The organism is Maribacter hydrothermalis (assembly GCF_001913155.1).
Lineage (GTDB): Bacteria > Bacteroidota > Bacteroidia > Flavobacteriales > Flavobacteriaceae > Maribacter > Maribacter hydrothermalis.
Genome location: NZ_CP018760.1, coordinates 2211797 through 2228997, shown reverse-complemented (window position 1 = coordinate 2228997; position 17201 = coordinate 2211797). Strand labels below are relative to the sequence as shown.

Genomic DNA, 17201 nt, shown 5'->3' with positions numbered 1-17201 from the left:
TTTATAGAGAATTACGTTTAATCAACCTTGATGGCATAATAACTTGCGTTGTTTTCTCCTTCTTTAAATGTTCAGCTGCCATTTTGGCCATTTCGATAAAATCTGTTGAAATAGTTGTAATGCCCCCAAATACAATCTCTTTTGCTACATTATCATTCTGCGAAAGAATCCCAATATCCTCTCCAATTTTGTACTTTTTCCGAACACAATCTCTAAGAACCTGCCATAAAATGGTATCCCCTAATATAAAATAGAGATTTCCCTTATCGGCAGCACCAAGTGAATAATTTTTTTTAACTGTGCCATTAATTGCATACTCCTTTAAAAATCTTTCGTACGCATGTTTTATGGAAATTGGAGAATAGTCACTTTCTTCATTAAAGAATAAAATAATTTTATTGTATTTTCTAATTTCAGGAAGCAGCTTTACCAAGGAATTATAAATTACATTCTCAAATTCTTGAGCGATATAAGAAAATGGCTTTCCTAAATCTAAATACCTATCAACCAATAATAATTTTTTAGGCTCAATACTTTGAAGCATCGGTACAACACTTGGGTCTTGAATGGGTGCTATTATATACATTCCATACTTACCGTTTATATTGGTAAGAATAGTCTCAAAAATGGTTAAGTTATTATGGTGAAAAAACACATCTATTTGAAATCGCTTTCCCATTTCTTTCCTAAATGTCTTATAAAATTCTTCTTGATAGCTTTGAAATGCAAATAAAAGCAAGGCCATTCTTTTTGTAATATTAGTTTCTTGACTAATTATGAAATAACCTTTTAACTGTCTTGATTCAATTAAGCCTCTATTCTTAAGTTCTTCATATGCTTTAAAAATGGTTTTTCTAGCATAACCAATTTCGTCAACCATATTATTAATGGAAGGTAATTGGTCACCAATAGTCAATTTACCCTCTTCTATTGATTCAATAACCCCTTGCACCAATTGTTCGTGCTTTGAAAGGCTATTGTACTGTTTTAAGCTTAATACTTTTTTAACGACAGGCATAAAATAAAACACTATTACAATATGTCGAATATACAATTTAATCAAGTATATCAAAGTCTAACCCCTATAAATACTCAATTACCACTAAAAAATCATAATACCATATTAACATTATCTGATGTTTTTATTGTGATATACAAAATTTAATATGCCAAAATTTATTAAATTAACATTTTATTATATATTTGCTAGTAGTAGCATAGTGTATCATAGTCTTAAATAATTAAGTAGACATGTATTATACTGTGCTCAAAAACTAACTAACAACCCATTAAGAACCTATTTTATGAATTATCAAATTAATTTTCCTAAGTTGTTCATGATTAGAAATCATGCAATCTTAACGATGATTTTATTTTTTGGTGGGGTACTCTTATCGAGTATCTATGCACAAGAAGTAAAAGTAACAGGTACGGTAACATCTGCTGCAGATAACATGCCATTACCAGGGGTTTCAGTCATTGATGCCAATAACCCCACAAGAGGGGTGCAGGCCGATTTTGACGGAAATTTCTCAATTACCTTAAATGAAGGCAAAACCAGTTTACGATTCAGCTACATTGGTTTTAAATCCGCTGTTGTTCCTGTGAACAATCAAAGCACCATAAACGTATCTTTAGAAGAGGATGTTGCTAATCTAGAAGAGGTTGTAGTAGTAGGTTATGGTACTCAAAAGAAAGCGACTGTTACAGGTGCAGTAACAGCAGTACAAGGTCCAGTTCTTGAAAGTTCACCAGCTATTAGTGTATCTAACTCCCTTGCTGGTAGATTACCAGGTGTAGTTATCATTCAAACCAGTGGTGAGCCCGGCAATGACCAATCTACTATTAGTATTCGTGGTACCAACACATTGGGTAACAATCAACCACTAGTTGTAATTGACGGTATTCCTGATAGGGACGGTGGCATTAGCCGTATTAATTCAAATGATATCGCAAATATTTCAGTTTTGAAAGATGCTTCCGCTGCTATTTATGGAGCTAGAGCTGCAAACGGAGCCATTATTGTAACCACAAAAAGTGGCAATGCTGGTAAAATGGAAATTAAATATAGTGCTGATTTTGGTCTTACTAGACCCACAAGAGTTCCTGAAATGGCAAGTGCTGTTGAGTATCAGACAATTATGAACGAGTTGTCCATTTATAACAGTAATATTCCTGCAAGTCAATGGGGCGCTGCAAATACCGCATTTCAAAACACAGGCAGTTATACTATTCCTGGAACCTCAGAAACTGTAAACGCCGCTTTTAGTCCCGAAACAATAAATAACCATAGAACAAATGCGGATCCATGGTTATATCCAGATACGGATTGGTTCGGTGCTACCTTTCAAGATTGGGCAGAACAACAACGGCATAATCTTTCTGTAAGTGGTGGAAGTGAAGATCTTAAGTACTACGCATCACTTGGGTATTCAGATCAAGGTGCTATTTACAAAAATTCAGCCAACCGCTATCAGCAGTATAATTTTAGGTTAAATACCGATGCAAAGGTCAACGACTATATTTCTACTAAATTAATGATGGGATATAGAAAAGAATATAGAAATTTCCCAACAGAGAGTGCTGGTGCTATATTTAGGATGTTAATGAGAGGTAGACCCAACGAGCCAGCTGTTTGGCCAAATGGTTTACCAGGGCCAGATATTGAAAATGGACAACAGCCTGTAGTTATAACTACCAATGCAACGGGTTATGATAAACAACCAACGGATTATTTGCAATTTACAGGTTCCGTTGATATTAAAAACCCATGGGTCGAAGGCTTAACCTTAACCCTGTTGGCTGGTGTTGACCAAAGCCAACAGCGCAGAAAATTATGGCAAACACCTTGGACATTGTATTCATTGGATCGTGCCAATTATATTGCAACCGGAAATCCGGTTTTAAGCGGTGCAATCCGATCTAACTTTACTGACCCAAGGTTAACTCAAGCATCCTTAAACGTTTTAAACACCAACCTAACAGGTTTACTAAATTATGATAAAACAATAGGTGATGATCACACAATTAATTTACTAGCCGGTGTTACCCGTGAAAATTTTCAGGGCGAATTTTTATCAGCCTTTAGAAGAAACTACTTATCATCTGCTGTTGATCAAATAGGTGTAGGTGGTGAAATAGGCCAAGAAACTGATGGTTTTGGATATAATAGAACCCGCTTAGGATATTATGGTCGTGCACAATATAATTTTAAGGAAAAGTATTTAGCCGAGTTTATTTGGAGATATGATGGGTCTTATATTTTTCCAGGTGACGATCGTTTTGGTTTTTTCCCTGGATTCTTGGTTGGATGGAATATCAACAAAGAAGATTGGTTCAATGTTGAATCTATCGATTACCTAAAACTACGTGCCTCTTATGGTCAAATGGGTAATGACCAAGTTTTCTTTCAAGGTGCATTACAGGAATATGCCTATTTGTCCATTTATGATTTTGGTAGTTATCCAATTGATGGTGCAGTACAAACTACTCTTACAGAGCCGTTGTTGGCGAACCCTAGTTTTACATGGGAGCGAGCAAATAACCTCAATGTAGGTCTTGACGGTATTACCCTAAATGGAAAACTGAGCTTTACTTTAGAATACTTTTTAAACAGACGTGATCAAATTTTAATTCAAAAAACAGGTTCCACTCCAGGTTCTTCAGGTATTTCAGATTTATTACCTCCTGTTAATGCTGGTAAAGTAGATAACGAAGGCTTTGAATTTGCACTTAACTACTATGGTGGAGATGCTGATGGTTTTAAATGGGATGTTGGTGTCAATGGTGGTTATGCCCAAAACAGTGTCGTATTTTTAGATGAAATTCCTGGCGCACCGGATTATCAATTGCAAGAAGGCAAACCAATTGGATCATACTTAGTTTATGAATCTGACGGAGTATTCAAAGATGAGGCAGCAATAAATGCGAATACACTTGATTATAGTGCGGTAAAACCACAATTGGAACCCGGAGACATGAAATTTAAGGACATTAATGGTGATGGTGCTATTAATGATTTAGACCAGGTTCGATTGGATAATAGTATTGTGCCAAACTTTAACTTTGGCGCAACCTTTAACGCCTCCTATAAGAATTTTGATTTATCGGTGCTATTACAAGGAGCAACAGGAGCAAAGTTACCTATCTTAACTGAATCGGGCGATATAGGAAATTATCTTAAATATAGCTTTGATAATAGATGGAGTCCAGACAATCCAAGTAGTGTACACCCAAGATTAGCGAGTAGAGGTGACACCTATTACAGCGGTGGTTCATACGGTAACAACACGTATAATTTATATAGTAAAGATTACATTCGGCTTAAAAACGTTCAAATAGCATACAATTTCCCAAAAGCAATGATTGACCAATTTGGATTATCTGCATTTAGGGTATACATGAGTGGTCTTAATTTGGCGACCTGGGCAGCACAAGACATTTATGATCCTGAATCAACAAGTAATAGTGGCCAGTTTTATCCACAACAGACCATTATTAATACAGGTTTTAGTTTAACATTTTAAAAAAAAAATCATGAAAAAAAGAAAATTAGTACTCTTAGGTCTGTTAACGGTAGCCTTAATACCGATATCGTGTAACGAAGACTTTTTAGAAACCCAACCATTAGATTCCATATCGGCTGATGCCACTTGGGCAGATGGTGCATTGTCACAAGCTTTTGTATTTAATGTGTATTCATCCCTTGGCTATGGAGGGTTTGAAGAAGAAGGGCTTGCGTCTCTAACAGACGAAGCAATGTTTACGCACTCTGGAAGAGGTATTAACGTTATTACCGAAGGCTCACTTTCTCCAGCGGGGACAGGTAACGTAAATATAATACCACAATGGAATGAGTTGTATTTGGCAGTTAGAAAGGCAAATATTGCCATACAAGAATTACCAAATGCAACGTTTGATGATCAAACTTTAAAAGATCGCTTACTTGGTGAAGCTCATTTTTTAAGAGCATATTATTATCATCAATTAATGCGATACTATGGAGGTGCGCCGTTAATTGACACGCCTTATGGCTTGGACGAAGACTATTCGGTAGCAAGAAGTACCTTTGCAGAAAATGTAGATTTTATTGTTGCTGATTTAGATCAGGCAATTTCCTTGTTAGACGGAAAAGACATTACCGCCGGTAGAGCATCTAAGTTAAGCGCTATGGGTCTTAAATCAAGAGTTTTGATTTATGCGGCAAGCGACTTACGTGACGGTCCAACGGCAAGTGCTAAATCGTCAGTTTTAGGAAGTTATTCCAATCTTGATTTAGTTGCGTACACATCTGGCGACAGAGCTGCACGTTGGAATACAGCGAAAGCTGCGGCGAAAGCTGTTTTAGATGAAACAACGGGTTATAAATTGGATTTAACCGCACCAGCAACTGCCGAAGAAGCTACACAAACCCATGTTTCTATTTCTATGGGTGGCGGAAGCGCTATAGGTGATCCGGCTGCTAGAGCAGAATTATTATTTGAACGTACACATACTCCATTATTTACCGTAGAAAGTAATTGGCCTTTGGGTGGAATTCACCAAGGTATAAATAACGGCCCTAACGGTTATCATAACTGGGCGGGCAACACTCCAATTCAACAATTGGTAGATGATTATCAAATGATGGATGGTTCTGATTTCGACTGGAATAATCCCGAACATGCCGCAGCTCCTTATGAAAATAGAGACCCTAGATTATCGGCGACTATTCTTTACGATGGTTCGGGTTGGAAACCTAGACCAGATGACGTTGCTGCTATTGATCCTTTTGATGAAATTCAAACAGGAACCTATGCTGATGGAAGTGGCGGTATTATAGCTGGTGTTGATATGCGTGATTCGCCTATTGAAAACTGGAATGGTAGTAGAACAGGATATTATGTTCGAAAATTTATTGATGCAGATCCAGCTGTGGTTGACAATCAATCGAGTGCACAAGTAGTTCCTTGGCCATTTATTAGATATACCGAAATAGTTCTTAATTACGTTGAAGCTTCTATTGCAACTGGCGATGAAGGCGAAGCTAGGAACTGGCTGAATAAAATTCGTTTTAGAGCTGGTATGCCTGCAATTACTGTTTCTGGTGCAGACTTGTTAAATACCTATATAAACGAAAGAAGAATTGAATTAGCTTATGAAGAGCACAGATACCACGATGCCAGAAGATGGATGATTGCCGATCAAACTTTAGGTCGCGGTATTAAAGTGATGAAAGTATCTGCAACTTTAAAAGCAGGTGCAACCCCAAGATCTCCGTATCAACATGATACTTCAGTTTATGATTATACATACACCGTAGTTGATAACAATGATAACGAAACAAGAACTTGGGACGACAAAATGTACTACATGCCAATAAGCAGAGATGAAATCAACCGTAATGAACTATTAGTTCAGAATCCCGGTTATTAAATAAATTTATTTTTGAGTTAGTTTTAAATTGAGTTAATGGAAAAATCTATCCCTTTTTGGGATAGATTTTTTACTTTTAAACAAATGAGAAAAAAACTATTTCCCTTTGTATTTATCGTATTCTTATTAATGCAAAGTTGTAACAATAAGGCAAAAAATCTTAATGCAGAAAACGCAACATCTTCGATAGAAAATACACCTCTTTTTACCCTATTAAGTGAAACTGAAACTAATATTAGTTTTCAAAATACTTTAAAAGAAGGTCTTAATGCCAATGTATTAGTATATGAATACCTATACAACGGCGGTGGTGTTGCCACTGGTGATTTTAATAATGACGGCTTACAAGACCTATATTTCACCTCTAACATGGGTGTAAATAAATTTTATTTAAACGAAGGCGATTTTAAATTTAAAGACATTACTCAACTCGCTAAGGTAGAAGGAAGATCAGGTCCTTGGAAAACAGGTATAACTTCGGCAGATGTAAACGGTGATGGAAAGTTAGATCTGTATCTATGCTACTCTGGAGCATTACCCGATGCCAAACGTAAAAACCAACTATTTATAAACCAAGGAAACGATGAAAATAACGTTCCTATTTTTAAAGAACAAGCAGAAAAATATGGGCTAGCAAGTGCTGCATTTAGCAACCAAGGGTATTTTTTTGATTATGATAGAGATGGCGATTTGGATATGCTTTTATTAAATCACAATCCTAAATCTCTCCCTGTTTTAAATGAAGTAAGTACCAAGGAATTTTTAAAAAAAGATGACCCCTTACAAGGCATACGGCTTTTTGAACAAAAAGAAAATGTATTTAATGATGTAACCATAAAATCAGGCTTAAGCGGCTCTGCACTGACCTACGGGCTTGGTATAGGCATTAGTGATATAAATAATGATGGCTGGCAAGATTTTTATGTATCTAATGACTATACTATTCCAGATTATTTATATATCAACAACAAAAACGGGACATTTACAGACCAACTAGGGTCGCAAATGGGACATACAAGTCACTTTTCTATGGGGAACAATGTTGCTGATATTAATAATGACGGACTACAGGATATTTTCACTTTAGACATGCTACCTAAGGATAATAAACGCCAGAAATTATTATTATCTCCTGATAATTATGAAAAATTCGATTTAAATTTAAGAAGCGGATTTCATCATCAGTATATGCGTAATATGATGCAATTGAATAATGGCGATGATACTTTTAGCGAAATAGGGCAAATAGCTGGCATATCAAATACCGATTGGAGCTGGGCTCCCCTATTTGCAGATTTTGACAATGACGGATTTAAAGATTTATACATCACAAATGGATATTTTAGAGATTATACCAATTTAGATTTCATCAATTACATGGAAAATTTTGTTCAAACTAAAGGGCGTTTGCAACGACAAGATGTTTTAGAATTGATAAAAAAAATGCCTGCTTCAAATTTGACAAACTTCTTTTACACCAATAAAGACGGTATTAACTTTACGGACGCCACCAATAGTTCTGGCACAAATCAACCCGCAAACAGCAATGGAGCTATTTATACAGATTTAGATAACGACGGCGATTTAGACTTGGTGGTCAACAACATTAATAAACCTGCTTTTATTTATAGAAACGATAGTAATAACCAAGATTACAACTACTTAAGCATTGAACTTAAAGGAGATAGTAGAAACACGCATGGCATAGGCTCAAAAGTTAGTGTATTTACCAACGGACAAATACAGGTTTTAGAGCAAATGCCTACACAAGGCTATTTATCTACTGTATCAACAATTTTACATTTTGGTTTGGCTAAAAACGCGACAATAGATTCGTTAGTCGTAAACTGGAATTCTGGTAAAACAGAAACCCTAAAACAAGTTTCTGCAAATCAATTATTGGTGTTAGGGGAAGAAAATGCTAAATATTCAACTTCTATAAAAAACAAACCGGACGTTTTGTTTTCAAAGTTAGAAAGTGGCCTAAACTATCAACACCAATCTTCTTCTATAAATGACTTTAAAAGACAATCTCTTTTACTAAAACAATTATCTCATGACGGCCCTCCAATGGCTAAGGGAGATATCAATAATGACGGATTAGAAGATATTGTCATTGGTGGTGGCATTGGGCAAGTAACATCCATATTTATACAGACCAACAATAAGAAATTTACTCAAAAAGTCAATGCTAGTTTTGATGTAGACAAAGAAAGCTACGATTCAGACATCGCACTTTTTGATGTAAATAATGATGGTAACTTAGACATGTACGTTGCCAGTGGTGGCTACCATAACTTTGCCCAAAATGACCCTTTATTACAAGATCGATTGTATTTAGGTGATGGGAAAGGAAGTTTTATTAAATCTGAATCTGCCCTACCAAGTATACCAACAAACACAGGTTCAGTTGCTTTTTCAGATGTAAACGACGATACCTTTTTAGATATTTTCGTTGGTGGATCCATTACTCCCGGTCGTTTTCCTGAATCATCTAGCAGCTATATTCTAATAAATGATGGCAAAGGTAATTTCACGGACAAGACCAATGCTATTCAGCCAGAATTGAAAAACTTAGGAATTACCACTGACGCAACATGGGTAGACTTGGACGGTGATAAAAAAGAAGATTTAATTGTAGTAGGAGAATGGATGCCTATTTTAATCTACCTCAATAAAAATGGTAAATTAATAGAAAAAACAAATCAGTTTTTGGAAGAACCATTATCTGGATTATGGACGGGCCTTCATGTAACCGACCTAAATAGTGACGGTAAACCAGATATTGTTGCAGGTAATATTGGCAGCAATACTCAATTTAAACTAAGTACCGATGCCCCTGCTGAATTATATTATGCTGATTTTGATGAAAATGGCTCTTTAGACCCTATTTTAAATTTTTATGTAGAAGACAAAAGTTATCCATACCTCACAAGAGATGAGTTACTGGGTCAACTTTCAGGCCTGCGCAGGCGTTTTACTAGTTATGAGAAATATGCCAATGCAACTTTAAAAGATATTTTCAGTGAAGCCGAATTGCAGAAAGCTACTAAACTAACAGTAACCCATCAAGAAACAACAGTTTTAATAAGCACTGCAAGTAGTAAATATCAAAACATACCATTACCTGTTCAAGCCCAATACTCCCCAATTTCAGAAATATTAAGTTCAGATTTAAACAATGATGGTATTGTAGATTTGCTACTTTTAGGCAACAATGATTTTTATAAACTAAGAATAGGAAAGTTTGATGCCAATTACGGCACAGTGCTTTTAGGTGTTGGGGATGGTACTTTTAGACATGTATCACAGCCAAAATCTGGACTCTCAATAAAAGGAAGCAATACAAATGCAGTAATGATAAATAATGAACTTATTATAACCAGTTACGGCGCACCTACTAAAACCTATAAACTTTTAAAATAGCTCTTAACTTAACGATGACTAGTTCCTTAATTAAAACACTTATAAAAATTTCTACCATAGTACTTCTCTTGCTTATTGTAGCATGTTCTACAACCGAGCAGCCAAAAATGAGTGATAAAGAAGTGGCTTTAGAATGGGCGAATATGACCTTGTTTATTACTAGATACACACCCTCTAACTCTCCCACTTTTGCATCTAGGGCATTTGGGTATATGGGTCTCACCATGTATGAATCTATAGTGCCCGGTTTTTCTGAGTATAAATCAATGAACGGGCAATTAAAAGGTTTAGATATGCTTCCTATTGTAGATGATTCAAAAGAATATAACTGGGTATTGGCATTAAATGCAGGGCAATCAGAAATTTTAAAGAATATATACGTTCAAACATCCGAAGAAAACATTCAAAAAATAGATTCTCTTGAACAGGCCATTTTTAATCTATATCAAGTTAATTTAGATAAAGAGACTATAGACCGTTCGGTTGCATATGGACAATCTGTTGCAAATATCATTTTTAACTGGTCTAAAACCGATGGCGGTCATAGAGGATATTTGAAAAATTTCGACAAAGCCATGGTTCATCCAGACCGACCTGGCGCTTGGAAACCTCCATTATTTGCCCAATCTTTTAGCCACCACCCATTACACCCACATTGGGGAGAAAATAGAACCTTTGCCTCAACGAACAAAGGTCTTGAAGACCCAACTATGATACCTTATGACACTACTGTTGGCTCTCCATATTACAAGCAATTCGAAAATGTATATTTAAAAGATCTAGAACTTACCCAACTAGAAAAAGAGGCTGCTATATGGTGGGGAGACGACCCAGATGTAAGTTTTACTCCCCCTGGTCATTCTTATTACTTTGCAACTTTGGCGTTAAAAGGTCATGATTCAAATTTAATTGAATGCGCAGCGGTCTACGCGCAAGTAGGTATGGCTGTTGCCGATGCATTTATTAATTGTTGGAAATGGAAATATCAATTTTTCACCGAACGCCCAAATACCTTTATACCAAAATATATAGATGAGGAATGGGAATCATTTTGGCCTGATCCACCTTTCCCGTCATTTCCATCAGGGCATGCTATACAAGCGGCAGCGGCAGCAACTGTACTAGAGCATAACTTCGGAAAAGATTTTACTTTTACAGATAGAGCCCATGAAGGCAGAGCACGTGACGAATTAAAAGAAACCGATTTTGTAATTAGGTCTTTTGACACCTTTTGGCAAGCAGCACAAGAAACGGCAGATTCAAGATTTTATGGCGGAATACATACTCAATTAGATAATGAAGTAGGGTTAGAAAAAGGAGTAGAAATAGCCAAGAATATTTATGCCTTAGAATGGAAAAACACTCATGAAAAATAACTCAAAGTCTTTAATACCATTTTTTAGTACACTACTTTTTTTCTATGGATGGATAAGTCATGCGCAAAAAACTTTTACAGATGTCTCAGAAGCTGCTGGTATTGACCACCAATATGAAGTGTACGAAGGAACATTTGGCGGTGGTGTTACAGTTTTTGATTTTAACAATGATGGTTTCGAAGATCTTTATATAACCGGGGGAATAAAATCTGATCAACTGTACCTAAACAATGGCAATGGCACCTTTAAGGATATATTTAAAGGCTCTGGGCTAGAAATAACTAATAATTATGTTACCCAAGGTGTCGTAAGTGCTGATATTAATAAAGATGGATATAGAGATTTATTCATCACCACCATTACAACTACCGACGGTAAAAGCGTAATACCTCGAGCTAAAAATTTACTCTTCTTAAATAATGGAGATGCCACTTTCAACGATGTCACAAAAGAATACGGTTTGGAGGACTTAAACTCATTCAGTACAGGTCCAAGTTTTGGTGATTTTAATGCAGATGGTTATCCCGATTTGTTTGTTGGTAATTATTTTCAAGAGTTTACGGGCAAACTAGGAATTATAAAAGATGCAACTATTGTTAGCGCCAACCAAACTGCTAAAAGTTATTTACTAGAAAATAAAGAAGGTAAAAATTTTGAAAACGTATATGACGAATATGGTTTAGGACATAAAGGATTTGGTTTTGGTGGTGTATTTACAGATTATGACAATGATCATGACCAAGATTTATTGGTAAATCAGGATTTTGGGTATAAAGCCGTTCCTAATTTTCTATACCGAAACGAATATCCTGACGACCATTTTGAAGATGCAAGTAAAGAATCTGGAATGGGCCTAAAAATAAACGCCATGGGCGCTGCAGTTGGTGATTATAACGGTGACGGATGGATGGATTATTATATTACCAACATAAAGTTCAATATGCTTATGGAAAACCAAGGCAACAGGAAACCATTTGTTGATAAAGCCAAAGAATTGGGAACCTACAATTTAGCCATAAGCTGGGGAGCTAATTTTGCTGATTTTGACCATGATGAGGATTTAGATTTGTTTGTATGTAATGGAGATTTGAATCCGAATTGCACACCTATGGGTAATTTCTATTTTGAAAGTAACGACAACACCTTTACTGAAAAGGGAAGAGAATTAGCCATTAATGATTACGGGATTGGTAGAGGTTCTGTAATTTTTGACATGGACAATGATGGCGATATGGACCTTTTAGTAGTAAACCAAAAGCCAATTTTAAATTACCCAATAGTTTCAACAACGCGACTTTTTAGAAATGATATTGCAAATGGTAATTGGTTAAAAGTAGCTTTAAAAGGAGTAAAATCAGAATCTAATGGGATTGGGTCTCGTGTTACTATAGTTACCAACGGAAAAAAAAATATAAGAGAAATTGATGGTGGTGGATCCAGCCACTTATCACAAAATTCGGTAATAGCACACTTTGGTTTGGGAGATAATACTGCTATTGATTCCGTAATTGTAAACTGGACAGGCGGAAACACTCAATTTCTTACTAATGTAAAAGTCAATCAACAGTTAGAAATTATTGAAATCAATCAACCTAAAAAAGAAATATCTAAAATCTGGTACATTCTAGGCATATTAACTCTTATTGTACTTATCTATTTTCTAATAAAAAAGAAAATATAAACTGTTGATTTTATAGTACTTAACTTATTAAAAGCAATTAATTTTAAAATATCTTCGCCACAAATGCAATAGCTTTTAAATTCCTCGTCTTTATAAGTGAAGACCAATTGAAAAACTCTTGAGTGGCATCCAACCAAAAAAATAACAACAACCTAAACAATTTCTTTGAAGAAGAATATGGCTCGCTAAAACGCTATATTCAATCTAAGATTAAACAAACATCAGAAAGTGACGCCGAAGATATTATTCAAGACGTTGCCCTACGTATTTTTTCAAGACCACTAGATGCCTTACCAATTAATAACATAGGAGTTTTTGTATATAGTGCTGTAAAAAATAAGATTACAGATGTATTACGCACCAAGAAAAAACGTGTTGAAGACCAAGAACAATTAGAACAACTCTGGACAGAATTCACAAGCATATTTTATGATGAAACATCAAACGAGTATCCCGAGCAAATACAAGAAAAACTAAAAGTGGCAATTTCCACTTTAAAACCGGTTTACAGAGATATTATAATAGCGGTAGATTTTGAGAATTACACCTACAAAGAAATTGCCCAAGAAACAGGTATTCCACAAGGCACTTTAATGTCTAGACGACATAGAGCATTATCCATATTATTTAAAAACATAGAACTACAACACATTAAAAAACATACTTATGAAATCTAAAACGGAAAGAAACATGGAAAAAACCGCCCAATTTTATGTGTATAAGGCATTTAAAATTCTCTTTTACATCCTATTGGGCTTAGCAATAGCTTTTTTGGTAGGCTATATAGTAATGCGCTTATGGAATTGGCTTATGCCCGATATATTTGGACTACCAGAGCTAGATTATTGGAAAGCTGTGGGAATATTGCTATTATCTAAAATCATCTTTGGTTTTGGTGGTGGCGATGGATCCAGTAAAAGAAAAAATAAGAAACAAAAGAAACATTCCAGATTTAATCCATGCAGCCCAATGAGAAATGATTTTACGAAATGGAAGCATTATGATGAGTTCTGGAAAAATGAAGGTGAGCAAGCATATAAAGATTATGTAACCAGAAACGAGTCTGCAAACAATGGTTGAATTAAACATCCTAATATTAAATAAATGTAAAACTTTGGAAACTTTTTTAGTTTCTAAAGTTTCCTGATGTATATTTGCAGCCGTTATGAAAGAAAAAATTAGGGATACGGCTTCACAGCTTTTCTTAGAACGTGGTTTTAAGAGTATTACCATGGACGATATAGCCAATGAAATTGGTATGTCTAAAAAAACCATTTATAGCGAGTACAGTAACAAGACTTCGTTAGTGGAAGATTGCGTGATGAATAAATTCTGCGATTTAAGTGATGGTATAGACTTAATTATAGCGATGGAGAAAAACGCAATCGAAGAATTATATGAGATTAAAAAATATGTGATGTCTCATTTAAATGACGAAAAAAGTTCACCGCAGTATCAATTAATGAAATATTACCCAAAAATCCATAAAAATCTCAAAATCATGCAATTCGATAAAATGCATAACTGTATTCTATTGAATGTAGAACGTGGACTAGCACAAGGGTTGTTTAGAAATAATATTGAACCCGAATTTGTTGCGCGAATATATTTCACTGGTATGAATAGTATAAAAGACCAGAGCATATTCCCCATAAACCGTTTTCCTATATCCAGATTAATGGACGCGTTTTTAGAATATCACCTAAGAGGAATTGTAACACCCAAAGGAAAGACCATATTAAATAACATCATCAATTCAAATCAAGAATAAATGCGAATTCAATTACTAATTTTAATAACTATTTTAAGTATAAACTTAGGATATTCACAGGAGCAATCCTATTCTTTTACCCTCCAAGAAGCCATCCAATTTGCACTGGAAAACAACTATTCGGTTATTAATGCAAAAAGAGATATTAGCGATGCACAAAATCAAAAATGGGAAACTATAGCAGGTGGACTACCACAAATAAACGGAGCTATTAGCTACCAAAATCAATTAAAACAACCAGTTTCTCTATTGCCTGCTGAATTGGCTGGCGGAGAACCAGGTACCTTTATACCGGTTGTTTTTTCGCAACCTCAATCCGCCACGGCAACTGCCACATTAACCCAACAAATTTTTGATGGATCGTATATTGTAGGTGTACAGGCAACGAAAGCTTTTCTAAGTTATAGCGCAAATAACAAGGAAAAAACAGATTTAGATGTGCGAAAACAAGTGGTTGAAGCTTATGGCAATGTTCTTTTGGCCGAAGAAAGCGTTGCTATTTTAGAAAAAAACAAGACTACTTTAGAGAAAAATGTATACGAAACGGCTAAGTTATTCGAAAACGGATTAGGAGAAGAAGAAAGTGTAGATCAACTACAAATTACATTATCAACAATAGAAAACCAGCTTGCTAATGCCATAAGGCTTAAAGAAATTACCTTGCAAATGTTAAACCTTAGCATGGGTTTAGACTTAAATGCGCCTACACAATTACAGGAAAGACTAGAAGATTTAACGGTATCTAAAATGGATTTAAATATTCTTAGTGCCGACTTCAACATTAATGATAACGTTGATTATAAACTAGCTGAAAATTTAAATGAACAACGCTACTTTGAGTGGAAACTAGCCAAAAGTCGAGCATTACCAACTTTAAATGCTTTTGTAAACTACGGTAGTTCCGCATATTCAAGCAATTTCGACTTTTTTGACGGCGACCAACAATGGTTCGATTCCTCTATAATGGGCTTTGATTTAAACATTCCCATCTTTAGTTCGCTTAAACGAAGTGCAAGTACACAGCGTGCTAAAATTGCTTTAGAAAAGGCGAAAACACAATTAACTGAAGCAGAACAACAAATAAGATTACAGGTAGAAAATGCCAAGAACAACTATACGTTAGCAATTGCAAACTACGAAACTGCCAAACAGAACCTTACACTGTCTGAACGTATTGAAAACAAAAATCAAATTAAATACACAGAAGGACTTGCAACAAGTTTTGAGTTAAGACAAGCACAAACACAGTTATATACTACACAACAAGAATTTTTACAATCTATGGTAGAAGTCATCAATAAAAAAACCGAATTGGAAATCATTTTAAATACAAAAGCCTAAACAATCAATCATTAAAAATATACTCATGAAAAAAATACTTGTTTTATTAATTGTAACCATCAGCTTATTTTCATGTGGTGGAGATCAGTCCGTAAGCGAAATTATACAAAAAGGGAACTTAGAAGAAATTAGAGCAAAAAAGAACGAAGTTACAGCTCAACAAAATGTAATTGATGCGCAGATAAAGTCACTAGACTCTATGATATCCATATTAGGTAATGAAGAAAAATTACCCCTTGTAAACACATTAACTGTAAATAAAGAAGTTTTCAACCATTACTTAGAATTACAGGGAGATGTGTCTACCAAACAAAACGTTTTAATATACCCAGAAATGGCAGGTACGCTTCAAAAAGTGTATGTGAAAGAAGGCGACAAGGTAGCTAAAGGGCAACTACTTGCCACTATAGACGATGGTGGCATGTCCAATCAACTAAGTCAATTAAAATCTCAAGCTGCTTTGGCAAAAACAACATTTGAGCGTCAAGAACGCTTATGGAATCAGAACATAGGCTCCGAAATTCAGTACTTACAAGCGAAAACAAATTATGAAGCTGCAGAAAATATGGTGTCGCAAACGCAAAGCCAACTAGGTAAATCGTCTATTAGAGCACCTTTCTCCGGTATTATAGATAATGTTATAAAGGATCAAGGAACTGTTGTTGCTCCGGGTCCAGGTTCAGAAGTATTTCGTATTGTGAATTTATCTGACATGTACATAGCAGTAGAAGTGCCAGAAACATACTTAGGAAGTGTTGTTAAAGGTAAAGAAGCTTTAATTTATTTTCCTGTTTTGGGAGATAGTGTAATGGCACAAGTTAGGGAAACAGGTAATTTCATTAATCCATCAAATAGGTCTTTTGAAATAGAGATTCCTGTAAGTAATAAAGAAGGTAAAATAAAACCTAACCTTACTGCTAAAGTAAATATTAACGATTATACCAGTGAACATGCAATTCTTATACCTACCAGTATAATATCTGAAAATGCCGAAGGTGAACAATATGTTTTTGTAGCTGAAGAGCCAAATCCTGAAGGAGAGGCATTAGTTAAAAGAACGATTATTACAACGGGTAAAACACAAGGTGCAAAAATTGAAGTGCTAACTGGTTTAGCTGACGGCAACCATCTTATTAAAGAAGGTGCTAGAAGTGTAAAAGACGGTCAAAAAGTAAAAATCAAAAAATAGAAA

At 35.2% G+C, this 17201-nt stretch carries 11 protein-coding genes; 10 read left to right on the top strand and 1 reads right to left on the bottom strand.

The window, feature by feature from the left end; all coding sequences use genetic code 11:
* Position 1: 1 nt before the first annotated feature.
* On the bottom strand, positions 2-1018 hold the full coding sequence (locus BTR34_RS09520; RefSeq protein ID WP_068480678.1) for a GntR family transcriptional regulator: 1017 nt from the start codon (positions 1016-1018) through the stop codon (positions 2-4).
* A 286-nt stretch (positions 1019-1304) separates the two neighbouring features.
* Here BTR34_RS09520 and BTR34_RS09515 point away from each other — a divergent pair, with 286 nt between their 5' ends.
* The 10 genes from BTR34_RS09515 (at position 1305) to BTR34_RS09470 (ending at position 17198) form a co-directional block, all read left to right on the top strand.
* Positions 1305-4526 (top strand): SusC/RagA family TonB-linked outer membrane protein, encoded by a 3222-nt coding sequence (locus BTR34_RS09515; RefSeq protein WP_068480675.1) that lies wholly within the window; start codon positions 1305-1307, stop codon positions 4524-4526.
* Positions 4527-4536: 10 nt separating this feature from the next.
* Entirely contained in the window at positions 4537-6414 is a 1878-nt protein-coding gene (locus BTR34_RS09510; RefSeq protein WP_068480672.1) for a RagB/SusD family nutrient uptake outer membrane protein, read from the top strand.
* 84 nt (positions 6415-6498) lie between these two features.
* On the top strand, positions 6499-9840 hold the full coding sequence (locus tag BTR34_RS09505) for a VCBS repeat-containing protein (RefSeq protein ID WP_068481834.1): 3342 nt from the start codon (positions 6499-6501) through the stop codon (positions 9838-9840).
* 14 nt (positions 9841-9854) lie between these two features.
* Positions 9855-11216, top strand: a complete 1362-nt coding sequence (locus BTR34_RS09500; RefSeq protein WP_068480670.1) for a phosphatase PAP2 family protein — start codon at positions 9855-9857, stop codon at positions 11214-11216.
* Positions 11206-12897: a CRTAC1 family protein gene (locus tag BTR34_RS09495; RefSeq protein WP_068480667.1), complete on the top strand. Its 1692-nt coding sequence runs from the start codon at positions 11206-11208 to the stop codon at positions 12895-12897. Before BTR34_RS09500 ends, BTR34_RS09495 begins: the two co-directional genes overlap by 11 nt.
* 122 nt (positions 12898-13019) lie before the next feature.
* The gene (locus BTR34_RS09490; protein WP_068480663.1) at positions 13020-13574 is read left to right on the top strand and encodes an RNA polymerase sigma factor; all 555 of its coding nucleotides are present in this window, start codon (positions 13020-13022) and stop codon (positions 13572-13574) included.
* Positions 13564-13977, top strand: a complete 414-nt coding sequence (locus BTR34_RS09485; protein WP_068480660.1) for a hypothetical protein — start codon at positions 13564-13566, stop codon at positions 13975-13977. Before BTR34_RS09490 ends, BTR34_RS09485 begins: the two co-directional genes overlap by 11 nt.
* A gap of 85 nt (positions 13978-14062) precedes the next feature.
* Positions 14063-14668: a TetR/AcrR family transcriptional regulator gene (locus tag BTR34_RS09480; protein WP_068480657.1), complete on the top strand. Its 606-nt coding sequence runs from the start codon at positions 14063-14065 to the stop codon at positions 14666-14668.
* Entirely contained in the window at positions 14669-16009 is a 1341-nt protein-coding gene (locus BTR34_RS09475; protein ID WP_068480654.1) for a TolC family protein, read from the top strand.
* Between the two features lie 25 nt (positions 16010-16034).
* Complete coding sequence (locus BTR34_RS09470) at positions 16035-17198, top strand: efflux RND transporter periplasmic adaptor subunit (protein WP_068480651.1); 1164 nt, start codon at positions 16035-16037, stop codon at positions 17196-17198.
* Positions 17199-17201: the final 3 nt, after the last annotated feature.

What these genes read in the sequence shown, in the direction of transcription:
- BTR34_RS09485 (WP_068480660.1), top strand. Translation starts at nt 13,564, where the DNA reads ATGAAATCTAAAACGGAAAGAAACATGGAAAAAACCGCCCAATTTTAT.
- BTR34_RS09505 (WP_068481834.1), top strand. Translation starts at nt 6,499, where the DNA reads ATGAGAAAAAAACTATTTCCCTTTGTATTTATCGTATTCTTATTAATG.
- BTR34_RS09475 (WP_068480654.1), top strand. Translation starts at nt 14,669, where the DNA reads ATGCGAATTCAATTACTAATTTTAATAACTATTTTAAGTATAAACTTA.
- BTR34_RS09520 (WP_068480678.1), bottom strand. Translation starts at nt 1,018, where the DNA reads ATGCCTGTCGTTAAAAAAGTATTAAGCTTAAAACAGTACAATAGCCTT.
- BTR34_RS09515 (WP_068480675.1), top strand. Translation starts at nt 1,305, where the DNA reads ATGAATTATCAAATTAATTTTCCTAAGTTGTTCATGATTAGAAATCAT.
- BTR34_RS09500 (WP_068480670.1), top strand. Translation starts at nt 9,855, where the DNA reads ATGACTAGTTCCTTAATTAAAACACTTATAAAAATTTCTACCATAGTA.
- BTR34_RS09495 (WP_068480667.1), top strand. Translation starts at nt 11,206, where the DNA reads ATGAAAAATAACTCAAAGTCTTTAATACCATTTTTTAGTACACTACTT.
- BTR34_RS09480 (WP_068480657.1), top strand. Translation starts at nt 14,063, where the DNA reads ATGAAAGAAAAAATTAGGGATACGGCTTCACAGCTTTTCTTAGAACGT.
- BTR34_RS09470 (WP_068480651.1), top strand. Translation starts at nt 16,035, where the DNA reads ATGAAAAAAATACTTGTTTTATTAATTGTAACCATCAGCTTATTTTCA.
- BTR34_RS09510 (WP_068480672.1), top strand. Translation starts at nt 4,537, where the DNA reads ATGAAAAAAAGAAAATTAGTACTCTTAGGTCTGTTAACGGTAGCCTTA.